General features: G+C 73.9%; 22 protein-coding genes. 10 read left to right on the top strand and 12 right to left on the bottom strand.

Features of this window, described 5'->3' with window-relative positions:
• The first annotated feature begins 232 nt into the window (after positions 1-232).
• Entirely contained in the window at positions 233-409 is a 177-nt protein-coding gene (locus tag H505_RS50480; RefSeq protein WP_169528784.1) for a hypothetical protein, read from the top strand.
• Here H505_RS50480 and eda read toward each other — a convergent pair.
• Genes eda through edd form a run of 3 tightly spaced genes read right to left on the bottom strand, consistent with a single transcriptional unit; the run spans position 406 to position 3,823 of the window.
• Positions 406-1,026 carry a bifunctional 4-hydroxy-2-oxoglutarate aldolase/2-dehydro-3-deoxy-phosphogluconate aldolase gene (eda, locus tag H505_RS0101760; RefSeq protein ID WP_026400584.1) on the bottom strand — a complete coding sequence of 207 codons (621 nt, stop codon included), beginning with the start codon at positions 1,024-1,026 and terminating at the stop codon, positions 406-408. The genes H505_RS50480 and eda overlap by 4 nt on opposite strands.
• Positions 1,023-2,009, bottom strand: coding sequence for a glucokinase (gene glk / locus H505_RS0101765; RefSeq protein WP_026400585.1), 987 nt, complete (start codon positions 2,007-2,009; stop codon positions 1,023-1,025). Before glk ends, eda begins: the two co-directional genes overlap by 4 nt.
• Complete coding sequence (gene edd, locus H505_RS0101770) at positions 2,006-3,823, bottom strand: phosphogluconate dehydratase (protein ID WP_026400586.1); 1,818 nt, start codon at positions 3,821-3,823, stop codon at positions 2,006-2,008. Before edd ends, glk begins: the two co-directional genes overlap by 4 nt.
• A 157-nt stretch (positions 3,824-3,980) precedes the next feature.
• On the opposite strand from edd, the gene H505_RS0101775 reads away from it, so the two are divergent.
• Positions 3,981-5,093 carry an ROK family transcriptional regulator gene (locus H505_RS0101775; protein ID WP_026400587.1) on the top strand — a complete coding sequence of 371 codons (1,113 nt, stop codon included), beginning with the start codon at positions 3,981-3,983 and terminating at the stop codon, positions 5,091-5,093.
• A 13-nt stretch (positions 5,094-5,106) separates the two neighbouring features.
• Here H505_RS0101775 and H505_RS0101780 read toward each other — a convergent pair whose 3' ends face one another.
• Together H505_RS0101780 and H505_RS0101785 are read right to left on the bottom strand one after the other, a co-directional pair.
• Positions 5,107-5,514 (bottom strand): hypothetical protein, encoded by a 408-nt coding sequence (locus tag H505_RS0101780; protein WP_026400588.1) that lies wholly within the window; start codon positions 5,512-5,514, stop codon positions 5,107-5,109.
• On the bottom strand, positions 5,514-6,068 hold the full coding sequence (locus H505_RS0101785) for a hypothetical protein (RefSeq protein WP_157432859.1): 555 nt from the start codon (positions 6,066-6,068) through the stop codon (positions 5,514-5,516). Before H505_RS0101785 ends, H505_RS0101780 begins: the two co-directional genes overlap by 1 nt.
• Before the next feature lie 349 nt (positions 6,069-6,417).
• On the opposite strand from H505_RS0101785, the gene H505_RS39325 reads away from it, so the two are divergent.
• Both H505_RS39325 and H505_RS0101795 read left to right on the top strand, forming a co-directional pair.
• A complete protein-coding gene (locus H505_RS39325) occupies positions 6,418-7,137 on the top strand; it encodes a hypothetical protein (protein WP_051300035.1) in 720 nt (239 codons plus the stop codon).
• Positions 7,138-7,139: 2 nt separating this feature from the next.
• On the top strand, positions 7,140-8,135 hold the full coding sequence (locus H505_RS0101795; RefSeq protein ID WP_026400590.1) for a J domain-containing protein: 996 nt from the start codon (positions 7,140-7,142) through the stop codon (positions 8,133-8,135).
• Between the two features lie 34 nt (positions 8,136-8,169).
• Here the strand turns inward: H505_RS0101795 and H505_RS0101800 are convergent, their stop codons facing one another.
• Positions 8,170-9,039 carry an alpha/beta fold hydrolase gene (locus tag H505_RS0101800; protein ID WP_026400591.1) on the bottom strand — a complete coding sequence of 290 codons (870 nt, stop codon included), beginning with the start codon at positions 9,037-9,039 and terminating at the stop codon, positions 8,170-8,172.
• Positions 9,040-9,207: 168 nt separating this feature from the next.
• On the opposite strand from H505_RS0101800, the gene H505_RS0101805 reads away from it, so the two are divergent.
• Both H505_RS0101805 and H505_RS0101810 read left to right on the top strand, forming a co-directional pair.
• Positions 9,208-10,056, top strand: coding sequence for a glycoside hydrolase family 26 protein (locus H505_RS0101805; protein WP_026400592.1), 849 nt, complete (start codon positions 9,208-9,210; stop codon positions 10,054-10,056).
• A 49-nt stretch (positions 10,057-10,105) separates the two neighbouring features.
• Positions 10,106-10,717: a hypothetical protein gene (locus H505_RS0101810; RefSeq protein WP_026400593.1), complete on the top strand. Its 612-nt coding sequence runs from the start codon at positions 10,106-10,108 to the stop codon at positions 10,715-10,717.
• Here the strand turns inward: H505_RS0101810 and H505_RS0101815 are convergent.
• Together H505_RS0101815 and H505_RS0101820 are read right to left on the bottom strand one after the other, a co-directional pair.
• Positions 10,686-11,249 carry a DUF1349 domain-containing protein gene (locus H505_RS0101815; protein WP_026400594.1) on the bottom strand — a complete coding sequence of 188 codons (564 nt, stop codon included), beginning with the start codon at positions 11,247-11,249 and terminating at the stop codon, positions 10,686-10,688. The genes H505_RS0101810 and H505_RS0101815 overlap by 32 nt on opposite strands.
• Positions 11,250-11,277: 28 nt before the next feature.
• Positions 11,278-12,276: an oxygenase MpaB family protein gene (locus tag H505_RS0101820; protein WP_026400595.1), complete on the bottom strand. Its 999-nt coding sequence runs from the start codon at positions 12,274-12,276 to the stop codon at positions 11,278-11,280.
• Positions 12,277-12,359: 83 nt separating this feature from the next.
• Between H505_RS0101820 and H505_RS39330 the strand changes: the two genes are divergently transcribed.
• The gene (locus H505_RS39330; protein ID WP_034516145.1) at positions 12,360-12,968 is read left to right on the top strand and encodes a TetR/AcrR family transcriptional regulator; all 609 of its coding nucleotides are present in this window, start codon (positions 12,360-12,362) and stop codon (positions 12,966-12,968) included.
• A 32-nt stretch (positions 12,969-13,000) separates the two neighbouring features.
• Here the strand turns inward: H505_RS39330 and H505_RS0101830 are convergent, their stop codons facing one another.
• The 4 genes from H505_RS0101830 to H505_RS0101845 all read right to left on the bottom strand — a co-directional run bounded on the left by H505_RS0101830 (position 13,001) and on the right by H505_RS0101845 (position 16,350).
• A complete protein-coding gene (locus H505_RS0101830) occupies positions 13,001-13,969 on the bottom strand; it encodes an alpha/beta hydrolase (RefSeq protein WP_034516148.1) in 969 nt (322 codons plus the stop codon).
• 59 nt (positions 13,970-14,028) lie between these two features.
• Positions 14,029-14,820 carry a hypothetical protein gene (locus H505_RS0101835; protein WP_026400597.1) on the bottom strand — a complete coding sequence of 264 codons (792 nt, stop codon included), beginning with the start codon at positions 14,818-14,820 and terminating at the stop codon, positions 14,029-14,031.
• Positions 14,821-14,905: 85 nt separating this feature from the next.
• Positions 14,906-15,670, bottom strand: a complete 765-nt coding sequence (locus H505_RS0101840) for a nucleotidyltransferase domain-containing protein (protein WP_026400598.1) — start codon at positions 15,668-15,670, stop codon at positions 14,906-14,908.
• Positions 15,664-16,350, bottom strand: a complete 687-nt coding sequence (locus H505_RS0101845) for a nucleotidyltransferase domain-containing protein (protein ID WP_026400599.1) — start codon at positions 16,348-16,350, stop codon at positions 15,664-15,666. The genes H505_RS0101840 and H505_RS0101845 overlap by 7 nt, the downstream gene beginning before the upstream one ends.
• Positions 16,351-16,559: 209 nt before the next feature.
• On the opposite strand from H505_RS0101845, the gene H505_RS0101850 reads away from it, so the two are divergent.
• From H505_RS0101850 to H505_RS0101860, 3 genes are read left to right on the top strand one after another with little or no spacing between them, the layout of a single operon-like run.
• The gene (locus H505_RS0101850; protein ID WP_034516150.1) at positions 16,560-17,864 is read left to right on the top strand and encodes an ABC transporter substrate-binding protein; all 1,305 of its coding nucleotides are present in this window, start codon (positions 16,560-16,562) and stop codon (positions 17,862-17,864) included.
• Positions 17,865-17,869: 5 nt separating this feature from the next.
• Entirely contained in the window at positions 17,870-18,928 is a 1,059-nt protein-coding gene (locus H505_RS39335; protein ID WP_064743454.1) for a carbohydrate ABC transporter permease, read from the top strand.
• On the top strand, positions 18,925-19,755 hold the full coding sequence (locus H505_RS0101860; protein WP_026400601.1) for a carbohydrate ABC transporter permease: 831 nt from the start codon (positions 18,925-18,927) through the stop codon (positions 19,753-19,755). The genes H505_RS39335 and H505_RS0101860 overlap by 4 nt, the downstream gene beginning before the upstream one ends.
• The last annotated feature ends 47 nt before the right edge of the window (positions 19,756-19,802 follow it).

The following is a 19,802-nucleotide window of genomic DNA, read 5'->3' on the forward strand; positions in this document are numbered from 1 at the left end:
GACGGCGTCGCGGAGCGCGCAGCCCCAGGTCGACGATCGGGTTGCCGCGCCCACCGCGCCGGACGCAGGTCAGCAGGCGGCGCGGCGGCGACGTGCCGACCGGCGGGACCCGGACGGCCCCCTCCACCGGCCCGCCGGCCAGCCGCGCGGAACCCCGCGCGGCGAATATTGCACGGTGTCATGCGGAAATGTGAAATAGACGGCAACGATCGTGGCTGCGCAGACTGCCGTCATGACTCAGTGCAGCACGGAACCACGCCCCACGATCGTCTCCCGGCACCTCACCAGCGACGGCCTCGTCGTGTGGACGCGCTGCTCCTGCGGGCGCCTGCGCATGGACCTCGTGCCGGACGGGCCCGGCGAATCGCGCCTGTCCGCCGGGCCCTGCCCGCACCCGCCCTCCGGCTAGCGGAGGGCGGCGGCCTCGGCGGCGAGCCCGCGGATCCGGTCCCAGTCGCCGGACCGGACGGCGTCCGCCGGGGTCAGCCACGTCCCGCCGACGCACCCGACGTTCGGCAGCGCGAGGTAGTCGGCGGCGTTGCCGGGCTGCACCCCGCCGGTCGGGCAGAACCGGACCTGCGGGAGCGGCCCGTTCAGCGCCTTCAGGTACGGGATGCCGCCGGCGGGCTCGGCCGGGAAGAACTTCATCGCGGTGACGCCCGCCTCGAGCAGCGCGATCGCCTCTGAGGCGGTCGCGGCGCCCGGCAGGAACGGCAGGCCCGTCGCGGCCATCGCGGTCTGGAGGCGCTCGGTGCAGCCGGGGCTGACCAGGAAGCGGGCGCCCGCGGCGGCCGAGCGCTCGGCGTCGTCCGGGCGGACGACCGTTCCGGCGCCGACGACCGCGTCCGGGACCTCCGTCGCGATCCGCGTGATCGCCTCGATCGCGGCCGGCGTCCGCAGCGTCACCTCGATCGCCGGCAGGCCGCCCGCGACGAGCGCGCGCGCCAGCGGCACGGCGGCGTCGGCGTCGTCCAGGACGACGACGGGGATGACGGGCGCGAGGTCGAACAGGTCTTCGGCGTTCAAGCGGTCTCCAAGGGTCGTGCGGGTTCGGGAGCGGTCTGCGCCAGCCGCAGGGCGGCGCCGACCAGCGCCGGTCCGGGGTGGACGATCAGTGCCGTCGGGATCGCGCGCAGGTACCCCTCGACGGGGGGCTTCCCCTCGAACCGGGCGCGGAACGCGCTCTCCTTCAGGACGTCGGCGATGCGCGGCAGGATCCCGCCGCCGAGGTAGACGCCGCCCGTCGCGCCGATCGTCAGTGCGACGTTGCCGGCGAGCGAGCCGAGCAGCCCGCAGAACATCGCGAGGGTCTGCGCGCAGCGGGCGTCCGCCTTGCGCTCGACGATCTGCGCGGGCGTCACCGGCTCGGCCCGGACCCCGTCGATGATCGCGAGGTAGCGGTGGATGCGGGCGAGGCCGTCCCCCGACAGCAGGAACTCGGCGGTCGCGGCGCCGCGCTCGGCGCGCAGCAGCCGGACGACCTCGACCTCCCGGTCGGTCCCGGCGGGCGCGTCGACCTGGCCGCCCTCCCCCGGCAGCGGCAGCCAGCCGCCGCCCGGCGCCGGGACGAGCCCGCCGACGCCGAGGCCGGTGCCGGGGCCGACGACCGCGAGCGGGCCGTCCGCCGCCGGGTACCGGTCGCCGACCGGGACCAGGTCGTCGGCGGCCAGCCGGGGCAGCGACATCGCGAGGCCCGCGAAGTCGTTGACGATCTCCAGGTGCGGCAGGCCGAGGCGTTCGCGCACGTCCTCGGGGGTGCCGACGGGCCAGTTCGCGTTCGTCAGGTGGAACGTCCCGCCGGTGACGGGCCCCGCGACCGCCAGGCACGCGGCGGACGGCCGCACGCCCGGGGCGTGCCGGGACAGGTACGCCGCCGCGGCGTCCGCGAGGTCGGCGTGCTCGCGGGTGGGCAGCGCGCGGACGTCGCGGGGCGCGCCGTCCAGGCCGTCCACGAGCGCGAACCGCGCGTTCGTCCCGCCGATGTCGCCGACGAGCCAGGGAGCGCTCACCGGAACACCCCGGCGCCGCGCTCCGCCGGGCCGACCGCCGCGCGGAAGGCCGCGAACAGCTCGCGTCCGGTGCCCCACCCGCGGTCGGGGTCGGGCACGCCCCCCTCCGGCTCCCGCGCGGCGAACTCCTCGTCGGGCACCAGCACCTCGAGCAGGCCCTTGTCGGCGTCGAGCCGGACGACGTCGCCGTCCCGGACGCGCGCGAGCGGGCCGCCCGCGGCCGCCTCGGGCGACGCGTGGATCGCGGCGGGCACGGCCCCCGACGCGCCCGACAGCCGCCCGTCCGTCACCAGCGCGACCTTGTGGCCGCGATCCTGCAGGACGCCGAGCGGCGTGATCAGCCGGTGCAGTTCGGGCATCCCGTCGGCGCGCGGGCCCTGCAGCCGGACGACCGCGACGACGTCCCGGTCGAGCTCTCCCGCGGCGAACGCGTCCTGCAACCGCTCCTGCGACTCGAAGACCCGTGCCGGGGCCTCGACCGCCCGGTGCTCGGGCCGGACCGCGGACACCTTGACCACCGCGCGGCCCAGGTTGCCGCGGACCGTCCGCAGGCCGCCGTGCGTGTCGAACGGCTCCGCGACGGGGCGCAGGACGGCCGGGTCGCCCGTGGCGGCGGGGCCGTCCTCCCAGACGACGCGGCCGCCGTCGAGCCGCGGCACCTTCCGGTACTCGGCGAGGGTGGCGCCGCCGACCGTGCGGGCGTCCTCGTGCAGCAGCCCGGCGTCGATCAGCTCGCCGATGAGGAACGCGGTGCCGCCCGCGGCGTGGAAGTGGTTGATGTCGGCCGTGCCGGACGGGTACAGCTGCGTGAGCATCGGGGTGACCTGCGACAGCTCGTCGAAGTCGTCCCAGGTCAGCTCGATGCCGGCGGCGGCGGCCATCGCGGGCAGGTGCAGCGTGTGGTTCGTGGAGCCGCCGGTCGCGAGCAGCGCGACGATCGCGTTGGCGAACGCGCGCTCGTCCAGCATCTCGCCGACCGGGGTGTACTCGTCGGCGAGGTCGGTGATCTGCAGGACGCGGCGCCCGGCGGCGGCGGTGAGCCCCTCGCGCAGGTCGGTGCCCGGCGGGACGAAGCTCGCGCCCGGCAGGTGCAGGCCCATGACCTCCATGAGGAGCTGGTTGGAGTTCGCGGTGCCGTAGAAGGTGCAGGTGCCCGGCGAGTGGTAGGACGCGGCCTCCGCGGCGAGCAGCTCGTCGCGGCCGATCTCCCCGGCGGCGTAGCGCTTGCGGACCTTCGCCTTCTCCGCGTTCGGCAGCCCGGACGCCATCGGCCCGGCGGGCACGAGGACCGCAGGCAGGTGCCCGAACGACAGCGCGCCGATCACGAGCCCGGGGACGATCTTGTCGCAGACCCCGAGCAGCAGCATGCCGTCGAACATGTCGTGCGAGAGGGCCACCGCCGTCGCCATCGCCACCACGTCCCGGCTGAACAGCGACAGCTCCATGCCCGCGCGGCCCTGCGTGATGCCGTCGCACATGGCCGGGACGCCGCCCGCGAACTGCGCGGTGCCGCCCGCCCGGCGGATCGCGGCCTTCAGGACGTCCGGGTAGTCCTTGAGCGGCTGGTGCGCCGACAGCATGTCGTTGTAGGACGACACGATCGCGATGTTCGGCGTGACGTCGCCGCGCAGCCACAGCTTGTCCTGGACGCCGCACGCCGCGAAGCCGTGCGCGAGGTTCGCGCACCCCATGCCGCCGCGCACCGGGCCCTCCGTACGGGCGTCGCGGATCCGGCCCAGGTACTCCTCGCGGCGGTCGGCGCTCCGCTCCGCGATGCGCCGCGTCACCTCTGCCAGCACGGGATGCACAGCCATTCGATGCTCCAGACGGGGGGATGGACAGGGGAAGCCCGTTTCGCAAACTATCGAGACATAAGCTGTCCGCACAACCCACTTAGAAAGTCTGACTTACAAAAGTCTCCGAGGTTTCACCAACTGGACGCACCGAAGACCCGCGTGCTTGACTGGCCGGATGCCCGTCACCCCGGCCACGACCGGCGACGTGCTCCGCCTCATCCGCGAGCACGGCGTCGACACCCGCGCGGACATCGCGCGCCACACCGGACTGTCGCGTCCCACCGTGGCGTCCCGCGTCGCCGACCTCATCGGCCGCGGCCTCGTGGTGGAGCGCGCCGACGGGCCGTCCACCGGCGGCCGTCCCCCCGCCCGCCTGCGGTTCCACGCGGCCGGCGGGGCGGTCTTGGTCGCCAACCTCGGCCAGTCCCGCGGGCAGCTCGCCGTCTGCGACCTCGCCGGGACGATCCTCGCCCGCGCCGACGGGCCCCCGGCCGACGTCTCCCCCGACACCACCATCCCGAACCTGCTCGACCTGTGGTGCGCGCTCCTCAAGGACGCGGGCGTCCCGGCCGAAGCCGTCCGGGGCGTCGGCCTCGGCGTCCCGGACGCCGTCGAGCACGTCGCGGGCCGCTGGGACGCCGTCGAGATCGGCCCGCGCGTCCGCGCGCGGTTCGACGTCCCCGCCTACCTCGACAACGAGGTCAACGCGGCCGCGCTCGGCGAGCACCAGGCGCACCCGGGCGTGGACGACCTGCTGTTCGTGAAGATCTCCACCGGCATCGGCGCCGCGATCATCGCGGGCGGCGCCATCCAGCGCGGCGCGCTGGGCGCGGCCGGGGAGATCGCGCACGTGCCCGTCCCGACCGAGACCGAGCGGCCGTGCCGCTGCGGCAACGTCAACTGCGTCGAGGCGGTCGCGGGCGGCGCCGCGCTGCTCGCCCGCTCGCCCGCCGCCGACCTGCCCGCCCTCGCCGCGCTGGCCCGCGCCGGCGACCCCGCCACCGTCGCGCTGCTGCGCGACGCGGGCCGCCGCATCGGCGAGGTCGTCGCCACCGCCGTCAACCTGCTGAACCCCGCGGTCGTCGTGCTCGGCGGCGACCTCGTCGGCGCGGACGAACCGCTCATCGCGGGCCTGCGGGAGATCGTCTACCGCCGCGCCACGGGCCTGGCCACCCGCAGCCTGCGCATCGAGCCCGCCCGCCTCGGCGAGACCGCCGGCCTGACCGGCTGCGCCGCGATGGTCCTCGGCAAGATCCTCTCCCCCACCGCCGTCGACGCCGCGACCTGAGCGGCGGCCGCCGTCAGGGCGCTTCGGCGTCCGGCCGGCCGGCGTCCCAGCGCAGGCCGGACTCCGTTCCCGCCTCCGCCGGCGGCCGGGGCGCCCGGTCGACGAACCATTCGGGGCGGCCGAGGCGGTCGCGCCGGACGCCGACGGCCGCGGTGCGGTTGCGGCCCTCGGGGTCGACCGAGTCCAGCTCTTCCTCGATGTGCGTCTCGATCAGCTCCAGCGGGGACAGTCCCGCCTCGGCGGCGTCGTGCCGCAGCGCGTCGGCGTACTCCGCCAGGACGTCCTCGGGGAGGACGAGTCGTGGCCGCCGGTGGAGCGGCCGCCCGGCGCGGGCGGTCACCTCGTAGACGCCGGGCGCCGCCCCGGTGACGGTGTACCCGAGGCGGCGGAGCCGGGCGACGAGGCCGGCGGCCACGTCCATCAGCAGTGCGACCCGGACGGGTAGCTCGTGATGATGTTGTTGCCGCTCCCGACGACCATCTTGAAGATCTGCTTGCGCACGACCTGATTGGTCCGGATGTTCCGGAGGTACAGGACCCGCGAGTAGCACGACTTTCCGCCGCTGTGCTTCGACCTGTCGGGATCGGAGGTGTTGTGGCTCATCGCGAGGTCGGCGATGTCCCGCCAATTCTGGTACGTCCCGGCCGCCATGCGCTCGAAGTCGCCCCTGTGGCGCCACAGAATGTGCCGGTACCCCCAAGTCGGGGACGAACTGTGCTTCGGGCCGCCGCAGCGCAGCGCGAAGTCGACGACGCGGTTCTTGGTGAACAACCGCACCAGCTTCTGCGGGTCGGTGCTGCGCCCGCAGGCGCCCCACGGCGGCGCCGCCTGCACCTGGACCCGCCCCGCCTCCGATGCCGGGCTCGCCGCCCACACCAGCCGATCGTCCGACGAAGGCGCGGCCTGCGCCGGCGCCGCACCGGCCGTGCCGACAATGGCGGCGACGACGGACGCGCACAAGAGTTTGGCTCGCATGCGCGACATCGTATATTGCACTCCCTGCCATTCGACACCCACTTTCCGCTGCACTCGCAAAACGTGGGGATAAGTGAGTTTCCAAGCAAGTCGAATGGGAACAAAATAATAAATCCAGGCAATGTCGCTAGAAATACGTCGATCACCGTCGACCGCCGGCCGTCCGGCTCGTCGCCGGCCTCGCCTCCGCGAGGGGCCGTCCGCGGGGCGGCTTCGCCCGCGAGGCGACCGGCACGGCCCGCGCCCCCGGCCGATCCCGGCCGGGACCGCTCCGGTAACTTCATCGACGTCCCCGCCCCGTTCGCATTAACCTGATCAAGCAGTGTCACAACGAGGTCAGGGGCGGTGCATGGACTCGTTCTTCCCGGCGGTGCCGTCGGGCTCCGGCACTCCCGCGGCACGAGGCGGCGGCGGCCTCACCGGGCGCGCCGCGCCCGGTGTCCACCGGCCGGGCGAGATGTCGCTCGGCGGCGACGGCACCCGCACGCAGCACTGGGAGAGCATCGGCCCCCGCACCCGCCAGCGCCTGGCCGAACTGTCGGGCACCGCCATTGACTGGTTCGCCAACGTCGACGGGTCGAGCGGTGACGGCCGCAGCTACGCCGTCACCTTCGGGGAGTCGGGCCTGTCGATCGCCGAGCCCCGCGTGAACACCGACCACCGCCCGGTCTACGCGATCTCGTCCTTCCAGTTCGCGCCGGGCTCCCTGCGGCACGTCCAGGTGCACCACCGTCCCGGGCCCCGCGCGGCCGGGCCGTCCGCCCCCGGGGAGGCGCCCCCGGACCTCGGCCTGACCCGCCTGGCCCGCGGCGTGCTCGGCAACCTGCCGCCGCAGGCGCAGGAACTGCTCCAGGCCCCCTTCCTCTCCGGCCGGCAGGTCCAGAGCAACGACTGGTACTACCAGGGGTTCGAGCACCGCTTCGACGTCTTCTTCTTCTACCTGGCCGGCGCGAAGGACGTGACGGTCGCTGCCGGATCCATGATCGTCCCGGCGGGTCACACCCCCGCCACCGCGCACTGGACGCTCACCTGCTACCGGGCCTCGGTGGCACGAAGGATCGGCCGCTGACCTTGTCCACCCTGTTCGGCGAACTGCAGGGCAACGACGCCTACGAGATCCTGGGCGTCCGCCCGGACGCCTCGGCGGACGAGATCCGGCGGGCCTGGCGGAAGCAGGCGAGCGCGCACCACCCCGACCGGGTCACCGACCCGGAGGCCAAGGCCGCGGCCGAGGACCGCCTCCGCCTGATCAACGCCGCCCGCGACGTCCTCACCACCCGGCGCGCGGCCTACGACGGCGCGCGCCGCGGCCCCGCGGCGGACCGCCCGGAGGCGGACGGCCCCGGCGTCCACGACCCGTGGGAGGAGGCCGAGGAGGTCGCCGAGGACCCCTGGGACACCGCCGCGCCCGGGACGCCCGCCACCGGAGCGCCGAACGATCCGTGGGCGGGCGCGTACGCGGGACGCCGCCCCCCGCCGCCTCCCTACCCGCCGCCCCCGTACCCGCCGCCGCCCGGGTTCGCGCCGCCGCCGAACTCCGACGACCCGTACTCCCCGCAGCCGCCGAACGTCCCGCACCCCCCGCCGCCGCCCCGCGCTCCGCGCTCCAAGCTCGGTCCGGACTCCCGCTTCGCCCTCGGATGCGCGGGCCTCGCCGCCACGTTCTGGTTCGGGGTGCTGGCGGTCGGCGTCTACGGCGCTTTCCTGTCGCCCGACGACGCCCCCGATCCCCCGCCGCCGATCCCCGCCGATCTCGCCGGGACCTGGACCGGAAAGATCACGGAGAAGGGCGGGAAGGAGGGCGGCTGGAAGGCGAAGTTCGTCCTCAGGAAAGGCGAGCAGGGCGGCAAGGCGACCTACCGGGACGGGAAGTGCACCGGCTCGTTCGTCACGGTCTCCTACCGGGAGGGGATCCTGACGCTGGACACCACGTTCCCCGCCGACAAGCCCGACTGCGACGGCGGCGACGTCCGCCTGAGCCTCCGCGACGACGGCAGGCTCGACGCCGTCTACCCTCCGGCCGGAGAGCGGAAGGTCGAGGCGGCCGGCAAGCTCCGCCGCAAATGACCCCTCATACCGGTCCGCGCGGGTGAGGGGGCCGTCAGCGGGCGGTGTCGAGGACCTCGTGCAGCTTGCGGGCGAACTCCTCCGGCTTGCCCGTCTGGCCGAACTCGCCGCCGAGGAAGCCGCCGTGGTGGCTCGGGAACACCGTCGCCCGCCGACCGAGCAGTTCGGCCGTCGCCACCGCGGAGCGCCCGGTGAAGACGCCGTCCGACTCCTCGCCGACGGCGATGACGATCCGGGTCGGCGCGGCGGCCAGCGCCGCGGCGTCGGGCCGGTAGCCGCTGACCGCCCAGGACCGGTCGGACAGGAGCGGGTCGTCGCGGGAGCCGTCGTCCTCGGCCGGCATCCCGAACGCGGCGGGGTCCGGCGCGGGCTGCGCGAAGTACTCCTCGGTGAACTCGCCCCGCCAGGACGTCATCGCGATGAACGCCGCCATCCCGGCGCCCCAGCCCTTGGCCTGGTAGGCGTCCCGGATGCCCGCCCGCGCGCGCTCGGCGGCCTCGGCGTCGGGCACCACCGACAGGAGCGGCGGCTCGTGCGCCACCAGGGTCGCCACGTCGCCGGGGTGGGCCGTCACGAGGGCGAGCGCGGTCACCGCGCCGCCGCTGCTGGCGAACATCTCGACCGGGCCCGCGCCGAGCGCCTCGATGAGGGCGTGCAGGTCCGCGGCCTGGACCTCCGCCGCGTGGTCGTCCCGGCCGTCCTTGCGGACGCTGCGGCCCAGGCCGCGCGGGTCGTAGGTGACCACGGTGCGCTCGGGGAAGAGGGCCGCCAGGGTGGTGAAGCCGGCGGCGTCCATGGGGTGGCCGATCATGACGAGCGGCGGACGCCCGTCCGCGGGCGGCAGCGGACCGCGGACGTCGTAGACGAGGTCGGCCCCGGGCGTCTGAAGTGTCTGCGTCTCCATGCCCGTACCGACTCCGCCCGCGCCGGAAACTCATCGTGGCGCGCCCCCGATTCGCCGCGCCTTTTCCGGCCGGACGGGAGAAAGATCTACCATGCGCGCCTTTGGATGACGTCTGCTTTGTTGTCCGGGATGGGTATTACCTGATCAGGCGGCGACCAAGGCGGTGCGATGGCGGAAGAGCGCGACGCGATCCTGTGGGGCGCCGCGGGCGACGATCTCGCGGGATCGGACTTTCCGCGCTTGGACGAACGGTACGGCCCGCTGGGGATCCGGCGCGTCTACCAGCGGCCGCGCGACGGCGTCCCGCGGACGTGGGCGGCGTCGAACGCCGCCGCGGACGTGGGGGAACGGGCGAGCTGCTGGTCCGGGAAGCCGGACATGCGGGCCGTCGCGTCCGGAACGCTGGACGAGCGGATCCGCGGATTCCTGCGCAGCATCCCGAAACAGCACCTCGCATTCGTCACCATTTGGCATGAACCGGACGCGAAACTGAAGAACGGCACTTTCTCGCTGTCCACCTACCGGGCGGGATTCCGCCGGTTCTGCCGGCTGGTCAAGCAGGTGCAGGACGACGGATGGGCGCGGCTGCACACGGTGCAGATCGTCACGACGTGGGCCGGGACGAATCCGGCGAAGGGGCGCACGTACGCGGACATGTGGCCCGGGGACGGCCTGGTCGACTGCTACGGCGCGGACGGCTACTCCCACGTCGGGTCGGCGGAGTCGCTGTGGGGTCCGGCGGTCGCGTTCGCCCGGTCGCGCGGCGTCCCGTGGTGCGTCCCCGAGATCGGTTACGGCGACCGGGGGACGCGGGACGCGGCGTGGATGGACGACCAGGTCGCGTACCTGGCCTCGACCGCGGCGGGCGGACGGCACACGCGGTGCGCCTTCGCGTGCTGGTTCGACACCGCCGGGCCGATCTCGCGCCCCACCCCGGGCGGCGACCGGGCGTGGATCGCCGCGGCGCGGCGGGCGTCGCGGGAGTACCGCTACGACCACACCCGCTTCGTCCTCTAGGACCTCTTAGAATCGGCCTGCCCGATTTCTCCCTTCATGGAGGTCCCGCGTGCGGTCCGCTCGTCCCGTCCTGCTGCGCGGCGGCCTCCTGATCGGCGGGACGCTCCTGGGGCTGGTGCTGGTCTACGCGGCCCGCCTGTGGTGGGGGACGACGGCTTCGGCGATCGCGGCCGTGCTCGGGATGATCGCCAACGCCTGGGCGCTGGGCTACCTCTACGCGAGCGGGCGGTCGTTCCGGTTCTCGGGCGTGCCGCTCGGCTGCGGCATGCTGGCCCTGTTCCTCATGTACGTGGTGGGCGCCTCCGCCGCGCGGGACATCGCGCTGCTCCGGGTCGGGACCGATATCGACGCGGTCGTGGACCGGACCTGGACGACGAAAGGCCGCGGTTTCCCCCAGCACCACTGCACGCTGCGCCGGACCGACGGCACCCCGATCGAGCGGGCGATGGACAGCGCCTGCGACGGCCGCGAGCCCGGCGACGTCATCCCGGTCGTGCTCGACCGGCGCGGACGGCTCGCGCCGGTGGCCGGCTCGAAGTCCGACATGTCCGCCACGGGAGAGCTTCAGGTCATAGCGGGCGCCGGTCTGGTGATCCTGGTGTCGGTCGCGCTCGCCGCCCGCCCCGCCGCTAGGGGTGCAGGGCCTCGTCCGGGGCGGTGAAGGCGGCGCCGGTGAAGCGGACGGTCAGGCCGGCGCGTTCGGGGGCGCAGCAGTAGAGGCCCGCGCGGGCCGGAACGCCCGCGGGGAAGGGCGCGAGGCGGATCATCCGCCACGGCTCGCCGCCCGCGCGGGCCCGCACGGTGACGGCGTCGCCGCTGCGGCTCGCGCGGACCGTCACCTCGCGGCCCGCCCAGTCGACGGGCGCCGACGACCAGTCCGACAGCCCCGCGGTGACGACCGCGCCGAGCTGCATCGCCCCGTCGCAGTACTCGAGCCCGGCCTTGATCCAGGTCGCCTCGTCGATCCGGACGAGCAGCCCCGCCTGGTCGAACTGCCGGTCGTAGTCGGCGACGAACGACACCTCGACCGCGGCTTCGGGGCCGAAGGGCGCGAGGAGGGCGTGCCCGCCGTCCCGGTCGTAGCCGTACGAGGTCGTCCGCCAGAAGTCGCTGCCCCGCGCGGCCGTCACGCGCAGCCCGCGACCGTCCTCGGCGGCCTCGACCGGGGGGTTGAGCCATACACCATCGATCATTCCCGGAACGCTAGCCGAGGCTCCGGCGTCAGGCCATCGCCTCGACCTCCTCGCGGGTGAGGACGGGGTCGGGCGCGGCGGGCGCGGTGGACTCGACGGGCGCGGCGGTGACGCCCTTCGCCACCCGCGCCTCGGCCTCGCGGTACTCGCGGATGGGGCCGGTGGCCTCGTGCAGCCCGTTGATCGCGGCCCACAAGGCGGCGCGGCGGGCGCGGAGGGCGAGCGGGTTCGGGGAGCGGTGGAGCACCAGCTTGCGCGCCCACTCGGGGAGCATGTCGCGGGCGGCCCAGTCCATGAACGGGCTGCCCGGCTCCCACGGCTTGGCCTCGCCGCCGCGGAGGTTCGGGCCGGTCTGGAACGCCTTGATCGGGGTGACGGCGAGGCGCGGGAGGTAGGACTCGAGGCATTCGAGGGTCTCGGCCTTGGTGGCGGGCAGGTCGGTGCCGCCGAGGGCCTCGCCGACGCGGACGAACTCGCGGTAGTAGCGGTCGATGTCGCGCAGGGGGCGCCGGTGGTAGCGCTCGTGGGCGGTCGCGAGGCCCCAGACGACGGTGGCGTAGTTCCACCGGAGCCATTCGGGGTCGTCGGCGTCGTAGGCCAGCCCGTCGGGGCGGGTGCCCTTGACGGTGTGGTGCATGGCGCGGACGGTGCGGGCGAGGCGCTCGGCCGTCTCGGTGGAGCCGTAGGCGGTCCCGATGAAGAACGACACGGAGTGGCCGAGCCGGACGGTCGCGCCGTGGACGTCGATGTTCCCCGTCGGGATGCCGTTCTTGTCCCGCTCGGGGATGCGCGAGTGGTCGTAGGCCATCCAGGAGATGCTCGGGTCGAGGCCCTCGATGTAGGCGGCGCCGACCAGGCCCAGGATGAGGGTCGGCAGGTGGGAGTGCACGTACCAGACGGCACTGCCGGGCCCGAACCAGCCGGGGTCCCCTTCGGGGCCGGCGAAGTCGAGGCCCTTGAAGAACTTCGCGCGGATGTCGGCGTCGAACGCCTGCTCGAACTTGGCGGCGATGAGGTTGCTCGGCATGCCGGGGGGCTCCATTCTGGATACGTCTGTAGCCAGAATAAGTGTCCGGTTACGCCCGTGTCCAGACTTGGTAGCGTGCTGCCATGACGACCCGGTGGGCGGGCGTCCCCGCGTCCAGGCGCAGGGACGAGCGCCGCGACATGCTCGTGCGGGCCGCGTTCGTCCTGTTCGGCGCGGACGGCGAGGCGGGGCTGAGCGTCCGCGCCGTGTGCCGGGAGGCCGCGCTCCACACGCGGTACTTCTACGAGAACTTCGCCGACACCGGCGAGCTGCTCGCGGCGGTCTACGACCGGCAGGCCGAGGCGCTCGGGGACGTGCTGGCGCGCGCGGTGGAGGAGGCCGGCCCGGACGCGGAGGCCCGCACCCGCGCGGGCGTCCGCAACGTGCTCCGGTTCATCAGCGACGACCCGCGGCGGGGGCGCGTCCTGTTCGCCGAGGTGCCCGGCAACGACGCGCTGGCCGCGCGGCGGCGGGCGGCGGAGACCGCGCTGCTGGACGGGCTGGTGGCGATGGGCCCGCGCGAGGACCCGACCGTGGTGATCGCGGCGACCATGTTCACCGGCGCCATGATCGAGCTGGCCCGGCAGTGGGCGGACGGGCGGCTCGGCGGCGACCTCGACGCGGTCGTCGACGCGGCGGCCGAGCTGGCGACGGCCCTGCACGCGAAGGCCGTGGAGCGCCTCGCGCGGTGACGCCGGACGGCGCCGGGCAGCGTCAGGCGGCGTCAGGCGGCGCGCGCCGCCTCCGGGGACGTGGCGCGGCGGGCGAACCGGCCGACCTCGGCGATGGCGGCGTGGCCCTCGCGGGAGAGGTCGGCGAAGACCTGGAAGACGTGCATCTGCCCCTCCCAGATCTGCAGCGTGCACGGGACGCCGGCGGCGCCGAGGCGCTCGGCCATCAGGTGCGCGTCGCAGCACAGCACCTCGATGGAGCCGACCTGGATCAGGACGGGCGGCAGCTCGCGGAGGTCGGCGTGCAGCGGGCACAGCAGCGGGTCGGTCGGCTCGACGTCCGGGAAGACGGTCCGCACCATGTCGGCGAGGCGGCGCGCGGGGATGAACGGGTCGAGGGGCTCGTTGGCGTGCGCGATCCGCGCCTCGAGGTCGAGGTCGAGGAACGGCGACAGGCCGGCGATCCCGGCCGGGCGGGGCAGCCCGTCGCGGCGGGCGTGCAGGGCGGCGGCGAACGCGAGGTAGCCGCCCGCCGAGTCGCCGGCGATCACGATGCTCCGGGGGTCGACGCCGCGGTCGAGCAGCCACCGGTAGGCGTCGACGCAGTCGCGGATGGACGTCGCGATGGGCACCTTCGGCTGCATGCGGTAGGCGACCGAGAGGACCGGCATGCCGGCCGCCTGGGAGATCCGGGCGATCATCCGCCGGTGGGTGCGCAGGCCGCAGGCGACGAACCCGCCGCCGTGGAAGTAGAGGATCACGCGCCGGGGGTCGGCGGGCACCCCGCGGCCCCGGATCTGCTCGGCGGCGCAGCCGAGGCCCCGCACCGGGACGACCTCCGTGCCGCGCGGCGCGGGCAGGAGGGTGCCCGCGAGCTCGATCAGTCCGGCGAACCGGAGGGTGAGCGGCGTCCAGGGCAGCCGTGCGACGAACGGCCGCACGAACCGGCGCATCAGCGCGCCGAGCAGCCGTGCGCCCCGCCCGCAGCCGGGCCGCTCCTCCACCACCGGTGCGATCGCCATCCGTACCTCCCGCCGGTCCGGCGGCAGGCTACCCAAGTAAGCGCCCGGTTACAAGTGGGTCAGCGGGCGGGCAGCGCCAGCAGGTCGAGGTGCCGGACCTCCACGGCGAGGTCGCCGTTGGCGCAGTCGGCGAGGCGGCGGCGCAGGTAGGCGGGGGCGTCGGCGGCGAGCGCCGGGCGGTGCTCGACGGCGTCGGCGACCCGGTCGCGCAGCCACCGGGCGATCAGCACGGAGCGGGCGGGCCCCAGCCGCCACGGGCTCGACCGGGTGTGGACGGTCGCGCCGCGGCGGGCGAACGCGTCGGCGGCGGCGAACGCGGCGTCCGTCCCGAGCAGGCCGCCGCGGCGGCGGTGGGCGGCGGCCGCGGCGGCGAACTCGGTGTCGAGGGGGTCGGCCGGGTCGAGCCGGACGCGGCCGATCGGGGTCAGGGTGAGCAGCGCGGGACGGCACGCGGCGCCCGCGAGCGCGTCGACCTCGGCCGCGGTGAGCCGGTGCAGCAGGTGGCAGGCGGCGAGGACGGACGCGCCCACGACGTCGGCCGCCCGCAGGTCGGCGAGGTCGCCCGCGCGCGTCTCGACGGTGGCGGGGGTCCCGTCGGCGCACGCGTAGGTCCGTCCGGCGGCGCGGGCGAGGGCGGCGGGATCGGCGTCCTGCAGGATCCAGTGCTGCGGGCCGCGCAGCCGGGGCGCGAGCCACCGGGCGAGGCCGCCGTCCCCGCAGGACGCGTTCCACACGGTGACGGGACGGTCCGGCGGCAGCTCCGCGCGCAGGACGTCGAGCAGCGAGCCGGCGCGGGCGGCGGCGTCCGCGGGCTCGCGCAGGTCGGCCCAGGACGGGCTGGCCACGGTCATGACGGCTCCCTTCGCGGACGGCTCCCCCGTGCCGTCCGCGAAGGAAGATCCCCTGGTCGGCGGTGTCGCAACCCCACCGGAAGGTTCAGCTGTGGTATAGCCCGTCCAGGCGGGTCCGGACGACCAGGTCGTGCAGCGCCCGGCCCGCCTTCGGCCGCTCGGGAAGGGCGCTGCGGTCGCGCTCCTCCTCCAGCAGCGCGGTGAGGGCGTCGACGTCGGAGCGCAGGACGGACCGGTCGGGCGCGCCGGGCGGGAGGCCCGCGTGCTCGGCGTCGCGCTTGGCGGCGACGAGGTCGGGCACGTACGGCGGCGCGTCGCCGAGCAGCTTCGTCAGGTCGGTCTCGAGCTCGCCCGCGCGCATGAGGTGCACGCCCGTGAGGAGCGTCCGGAACACGTAGAGCAGGGGCTTGAGCTCGTCGCGGTTCTCGAACATGCGCCACTGGCTCCGCGCGAACCCGAGGTAGTGGCCCGCGTGCCGGGAGGTGAGCAGGCCCGGGAGGTGCCCGCGCAGCTCGGCGTGCAGCGGCGACGTCTCGACGACGAGGGGCGAGGCGAGCTGCTCGAGCGCGTGGCCGTTCGGCTTCAGCAGCATGCCGCAGAACTTCGCGAGGTCGTAGGTGACGATGTCGGCCTCGACGCCGCCGTGCTCCCACTGCTCCGTGCACTGCTGCCGTCCGGTGTACAGGCCGATGACCTCGTCGAGGGGCAGCAGGTGGACGCCGCGCAGGTCGACGTCGGAGTCGCGGGACGCGAAGCCGTAGATGTGCGATCCGCTGATCGTGAGGAACGCGCGGGGGTAGGGGTGCTCGGCGGTGAAGCGGTCGAGCAGGCCGTCGGGGAGGTTCACCATGCGAGGCTCCTTCGGCGGACGGAGACGACGAGGTCTTCGACGCGGTCGCGGTCGGGGAGGTCGGGCAGCGGGCTCGCTTCGAGGGCGCCCGCCATGCGGGACGTCAGCTCGGCGCGCCACGCGTCGACCTCGTCCCACGGCAGCTCGCCCCGCTTGACGGCGAGGAGGCGGTCGCGCAGGTCGCCGACCTCGACGCGCGGCACGCCGGTGCGGACGAGGTGCAGGCCGCCGTCCAGCAGGCGCAGCATGTGCATCACGTGCTTCCAGTTCGGTTCGCCGCCCTTGCGCAAGTCGCCTTGCAACTTGCGGAACTGGCTGTCGGCGTAGCGGAGGAACGTGCGGTGCGCGCGGCGCGACAGGAAGGCCGTGCGGACGGCCAGCAGCTCCTCGCCGATCGGGGTGACGCGCTCGACGAGCGGCGACCAGAGGCACTCCAGGACGGTCGGGTTCGCGGCCAGCGCCAGCTCGCAGAACCGTTCGAGCTCCCAGGAGAACTGCTCGGGCAGGGGGCCGTCCAGGTGGGTGGGCGGCTTGTCGAAACGCCAGTACAGCGGCGCGGGCGCGACGAACACGCCGCGCCGGTCGACGTCGCTGGCGCCGGTGGCGAGGCCGTACGCGCGCGAGCCGGTCACCACGGACAGGATCGTGTGGTCGCGGACGAGCCGCAGGTCGGTGCTCACCGGACGAAGCCTGGCGCAACGGGCGCGCCGCGTCGACCCGTTTCCGGCGGCCCCTGCAAGCCGGTTACAGATCGGACACGAGCTTGCTGAAACTTTCTGCAAGCTATTTACGCTCATGAAACCCGTTGCTAATGTCCCCGATCAATCCCCCCATCCACGGAACGGCGGGACGGCGGCCGGCACGGCCCGTCTCGCGAATGGAGGACCCCATGCGGCGCATCCCCCGGATCGGCGGCGCGGTCGTCGGCGCCGTCCTCGCGCTCTCGCTGGCCGGCTGCGGCGGCGACGACGGCGACGGCTCGTCCGGCACCTCGGCGGCCGACCTGCAGGGCCGCGGCCCGATCACGTTCGTCACCGGCAAGGACCGCTCCGGCAACCTGCAGAAGCAGGTGGACGGCTGGAACGCCGAGCACCCGGACGAGAAGGTGCGGATCATCGAGCTGCCGGACGAGCCGAACGAGCAGCGCCAGCAGATGATCCAGAACGCGACGACCAAGTCGGACGCGTACACGGTGCTCAACCTCGACGTCGTCTGGACGGCGGAGTTCGCGGCCAACCGGTGGCTGACCGAGCTGCCCGAGGACAAGATCGACCTGTCGAAGATGCTGCCCGCGACGATCAAGACGGGGCAGTACCGCGACCGGCTGTACGCCGTGCCGTCGACGTCCGACGCGGGGATGCTGTACTACCGCGAGGACCTGCTGGAGAAGGCCGGGATCTCCGAGCCGCCGAAGACGTACCAGCAGATGTGGGACGCCTGCGAGAAGGTCGAGGACCTCGACGAGGCGAAGGACATCGACTGCTTCTTCACCGAGGTCAACAAGAGCGAGAGCATGACGATCTCGATGGTGGAGGCCGTCGGGAGCGCGGGCGGCGCGCTCATCGGCCCGGACGGCAAGCCCGCGGTGAACACCCCGCAGGCGAAGCAGGGCCTGGAGTTCCTGGTGAAGGCGTACGCCGACGGCCGGATGCCGAAGTCGGCGATCACGCTCGACACCGAGGGCGGGCGCCGCTACTTCCAGGACGGCAAGCTGGTGTTCCAGCGGCAGTGGCCCTACCAGTACTCGCTGGCGAACGAGGACGACGGCTCGTCGAAGGTCGCCGGGAAGTTCGCCGTCGCGCCGCTGCCCGGACCGGACGGCCCGGGCGTCTCCAACCTCGGCGGGCACAACCTCGCGGTCTCCGCGTTCGCGAAGAACAAGGCGACCGGCCTCGACTTCATCCGCTACCTCACCGGAGCGCAGGCGCAGCGCGACAACCTGCTGGCCACCTCGCAGGCCCCGACCATCGCCGCGCTCTACGACGACCCCGAGCTGGTGAAGAAGTTCCCGTACCTGCCGGTGCTGAAGTCCGCGATCGAGAACGCCACGCCGCGTCCCGTCGCGGTCAAGTACGGCGACGTGACCGCCGCGATCCAGGAGGCCGGGTACTCGGCCGTCACCGGTGACGCGCCGGTCGACAAGGCCCTCGCCGACCTGCAGGGCAAGCTCGAGACGCTCACCGCGCGGCAGTGACCCGCATGACCACGACGCACGACGAGCGGTCCGCCGCGGCGCACGCCGCGGCGGCTCCGCCGCGCACGCGCAAGGCCCGCGGCGGCGCCGCGAGCGCCGAGCGGCGGCTCGCCGCGCTGCTGCTGTCCCCCACCCTGCTCGTGCTGGCCCTGGTCATCGGCTACCCGGTGCTGGCCGGGTTCCGCGAGTCGCTGTTCGCGCGCGGCGAGGGCCTGGACGAGGACGGCTTCGTCGTCGAGGGGACGCGCTTCGTCGGCTTCGACAACTACACCGCGGTCTTCGGCGGCGACGCGGCCGACGCCTTCTGGAACGCGTTCGGCAACACGACGTTCTTCACGTTCACGACCGTGGTCCTGGAGACCGTGATCGGCGTCGGGATGGCGCTGATCATGCACCAGGCGTTCCGCGGGCGCGCGTTCGTCCGCGCCAGCATCCTGGTGCCGTGGGCGATCCCGACCGCGATCTCCGGCCTGCTGTGGCGGTGGATCTTCCAGGCGGACGGCGCCGCGAACGCGGTCCTGCGGCAGCAGATCCTGTGGACCGCCGACGGTTTCCCCGCCAAGCTCGCGGTGATCATCGCCGAGGTGTGGAAGACGTCGCCGTTCATCGGGCTGCTGGTGCTCGCGGGCCTGCAGATGATCCCCCGGGACGTCTACGAGGCGGCCCGCGTGGACGGCGCGGGCGCGCTGCAGCAGTTCCGCAGCATCACGCTGCCGCTGGTGAAGCCGGCGCTGCTGGTCGCGGTGCTGTTCCGGATGCTGGACGTGCTGCGCATGTTCGACCTCCCGGCCGTCCTCATCGGCGTCAACCAGGACTCGGTGGAGACGCTCACGATGATCGCCTGGTTCGAGGCGTCCAATCTGCGGTACGGGTCGGCGGCGGCGTACGCGACGATCCTGTTCGCCTACATCGCCCTGATCGCGTACCTGTTCGTGAAGCTGCTCGGCGCCGACATCATCGGCGAGGCCCGCGAGCGGACCCGCCGGGAGAAGCGGCGGAGGAGACCCGGCCCGAAGGCGGCCCGGCGGACGGCGGGCCCGGACGAGAAGGCGGTGGCCCCATGACCGGCTCCCGGACCCGGCGGATCCTGTCGTACGCCGGCATCGCGGCCGTGGCCGTCTACTGCCTCGCGCCGTTCTACTGGATGACGATCTCGGCGTTCCGCCGCCCGCAGGACCAGTTCGACAACTCGATCGTCCCGACGCGCTGGTCGGTCGAGAACTTCTCCGCGGTGTTCCGCGGCGACAACGGGTTCGGCCGGGCGCTGCTCAACAGCGTCGTCGTGGCCGGCTGCACCACCGTGCTCACCCTGATCGTCGGCGTGTTCACCGCGTACGCCCTGGCCCGGCTGCGGTTCCGGTTCAAGAACGCGCTGCTCGGGCTCATCATCGCGACGACGATGTTCCCCGGAATCTCCCAGCTCGTTCCGTTGCTGAAACTCTTCACCGACATCGGTTGGATCAACACCTACCAGGCGATGATCGTGCCGAGCCTCGGCTTCGCGCTGCCGCTGTCGATCTGGCTGCTGACCGCGTTCTTCCGGCAGCTCCCGTTCGAGCTGGAGCAGGCGGCCATGGTGGACGGCTGCACGCGCGGCCAGGCGTTCCGCAAGATCATCGTCCCGCTGGCGGCGCCCGGGGTGTTCACCACGGCGATCCTGACGTTCATCGCCGCGTGGAACGAATTCCTCATCGCGCTGTCGATGGTGAACGAGAAGGACATGCAGACCGCCACGGTGGCGATCTCGAAGTTCACCGGCGTGTCCGGCTTCGACCAGCCGTTCGGCACCCAGATGGCGGCGGGCGTCATCGTGACCGTCCCGCTCATCGTCGTCGTGCTGGTCTTCCAGCGCCGGATCGTCGCCGGGCTCACCGCCGGCGGCGTCAAGTGAAGACCGGTCACGGGACGACCGTGACAGACCGACCTCGCTCCCGACAC

Source organism: Actinomadura rifamycini DSM 43936 (assembly GCF_000425065.1).
Classification (GTDB): domain Bacteria; phylum Actinomycetota; class Actinomycetes; order Streptosporangiales; family Streptosporangiaceae; genus Spirillospora; species Spirillospora rifamycini.

What these genes read in the sequence shown, in the direction of transcription:
- H505_RS50480 (WP_169528784.1), top strand. Translation starts at nt 233, where the DNA reads ATGACTCAGTGCAGCACGGAACCACGCCCCACGATCGTCTCCCGGCAC.
- edd (WP_026400586.1), bottom strand. Translation starts at nt 3,823, where the DNA reads ATGGCTGTGCATCCCGTGCTGGCAGAGGTGACGCGGCGCATCGCGGAG.
- H505_RS0101775 (WP_026400587.1), top strand. Translation starts at nt 3,981, where the DNA reads ATGCCCGTCACCCCGGCCACGACCGGCGACGTGCTCCGCCTCATCCGC.
- H505_RS0101780 (WP_026400588.1), bottom strand. Translation starts at nt 5,514, where the DNA reads ATGGACGTGGCCGCCGGCCTCGTCGCCCGGCTCCGCCGCCTCGGGTAC.
- H505_RS0101785 (WP_157432859.1), bottom strand. Translation starts at nt 6,068, where the DNA reads ATGCGAGCCAAACTCTTGTGCGCGTCCGTCGTCGCCGCCATTGTCGGC.
- H505_RS39325 (WP_051300035.1), top strand. Translation starts at nt 6,418, where the DNA reads ATGGACTCGTTCTTCCCGGCGGTGCCGTCGGGCTCCGGCACTCCCGCG.
- H505_RS0101800 (WP_026400591.1), bottom strand. Translation starts at nt 9,039, where the DNA reads ATGGAGACGCAGACACTTCAGACGCCCGGGGCCGACCTCGTCTACGAC.
- H505_RS0101805 (WP_026400592.1), top strand. Translation starts at nt 9,208, where the DNA reads ATGGCGGAAGAGCGCGACGCGATCCTGTGGGGCGCCGCGGGCGACGAT.
- H505_RS0101815 (WP_026400594.1), bottom strand. Translation starts at nt 11,249, where the DNA reads ATGATCGATGGTGTATGGCTCAACCCCCCGGTCGAGGCCGCCGAGGAC.
- H505_RS0101820 (WP_026400595.1), bottom strand. Translation starts at nt 12,276, where the DNA reads ATGCCGAGCAACCTCATCGCCGCCAAGTTCGAGCAGGCGTTCGACGCC.
- H505_RS39330 (WP_034516145.1), top strand. Translation starts at nt 12,360, where the DNA reads ATGACGACCCGGTGGGCGGGCGTCCCCGCGTCCAGGCGCAGGGACGAG.
- H505_RS0101830 (WP_034516148.1), bottom strand. Translation starts at nt 13,969, where the DNA reads ATGGCGATCGCACCGGTGGTGGAGGAGCGGCCCGGCTGCGGGCGGGGC.
- H505_RS0101835 (WP_026400597.1), bottom strand. Translation starts at nt 14,820, where the DNA reads ATGACCGTGGCCAGCCCGTCCTGGGCCGACCTGCGCGAGCCCGCGGAC.
- H505_RS0101840 (WP_026400598.1), bottom strand. Translation starts at nt 15,670, where the DNA reads ATGGTGAACCTCCCCGACGGCCTGCTCGACCGCTTCACCGCCGAGCAC.
- H505_RS0101850 (WP_034516150.1), top strand. Translation starts at nt 16,560, where the DNA reads ATGCGGCGCATCCCCCGGATCGGCGGCGCGGTCGTCGGCGCCGTCCTC.
- H505_RS39335 (WP_064743454.1), top strand. Translation starts at nt 17,870, where the DNA reads ATGACCACGACGCACGACGAGCGGTCCGCCGCGGCGCACGCCGCGGCG.
- H505_RS0101860 (WP_026400601.1), top strand. Translation starts at nt 18,925, where the DNA reads ATGACCGGCTCCCGGACCCGGCGGATCCTGTCGTACGCCGGCATCGCG.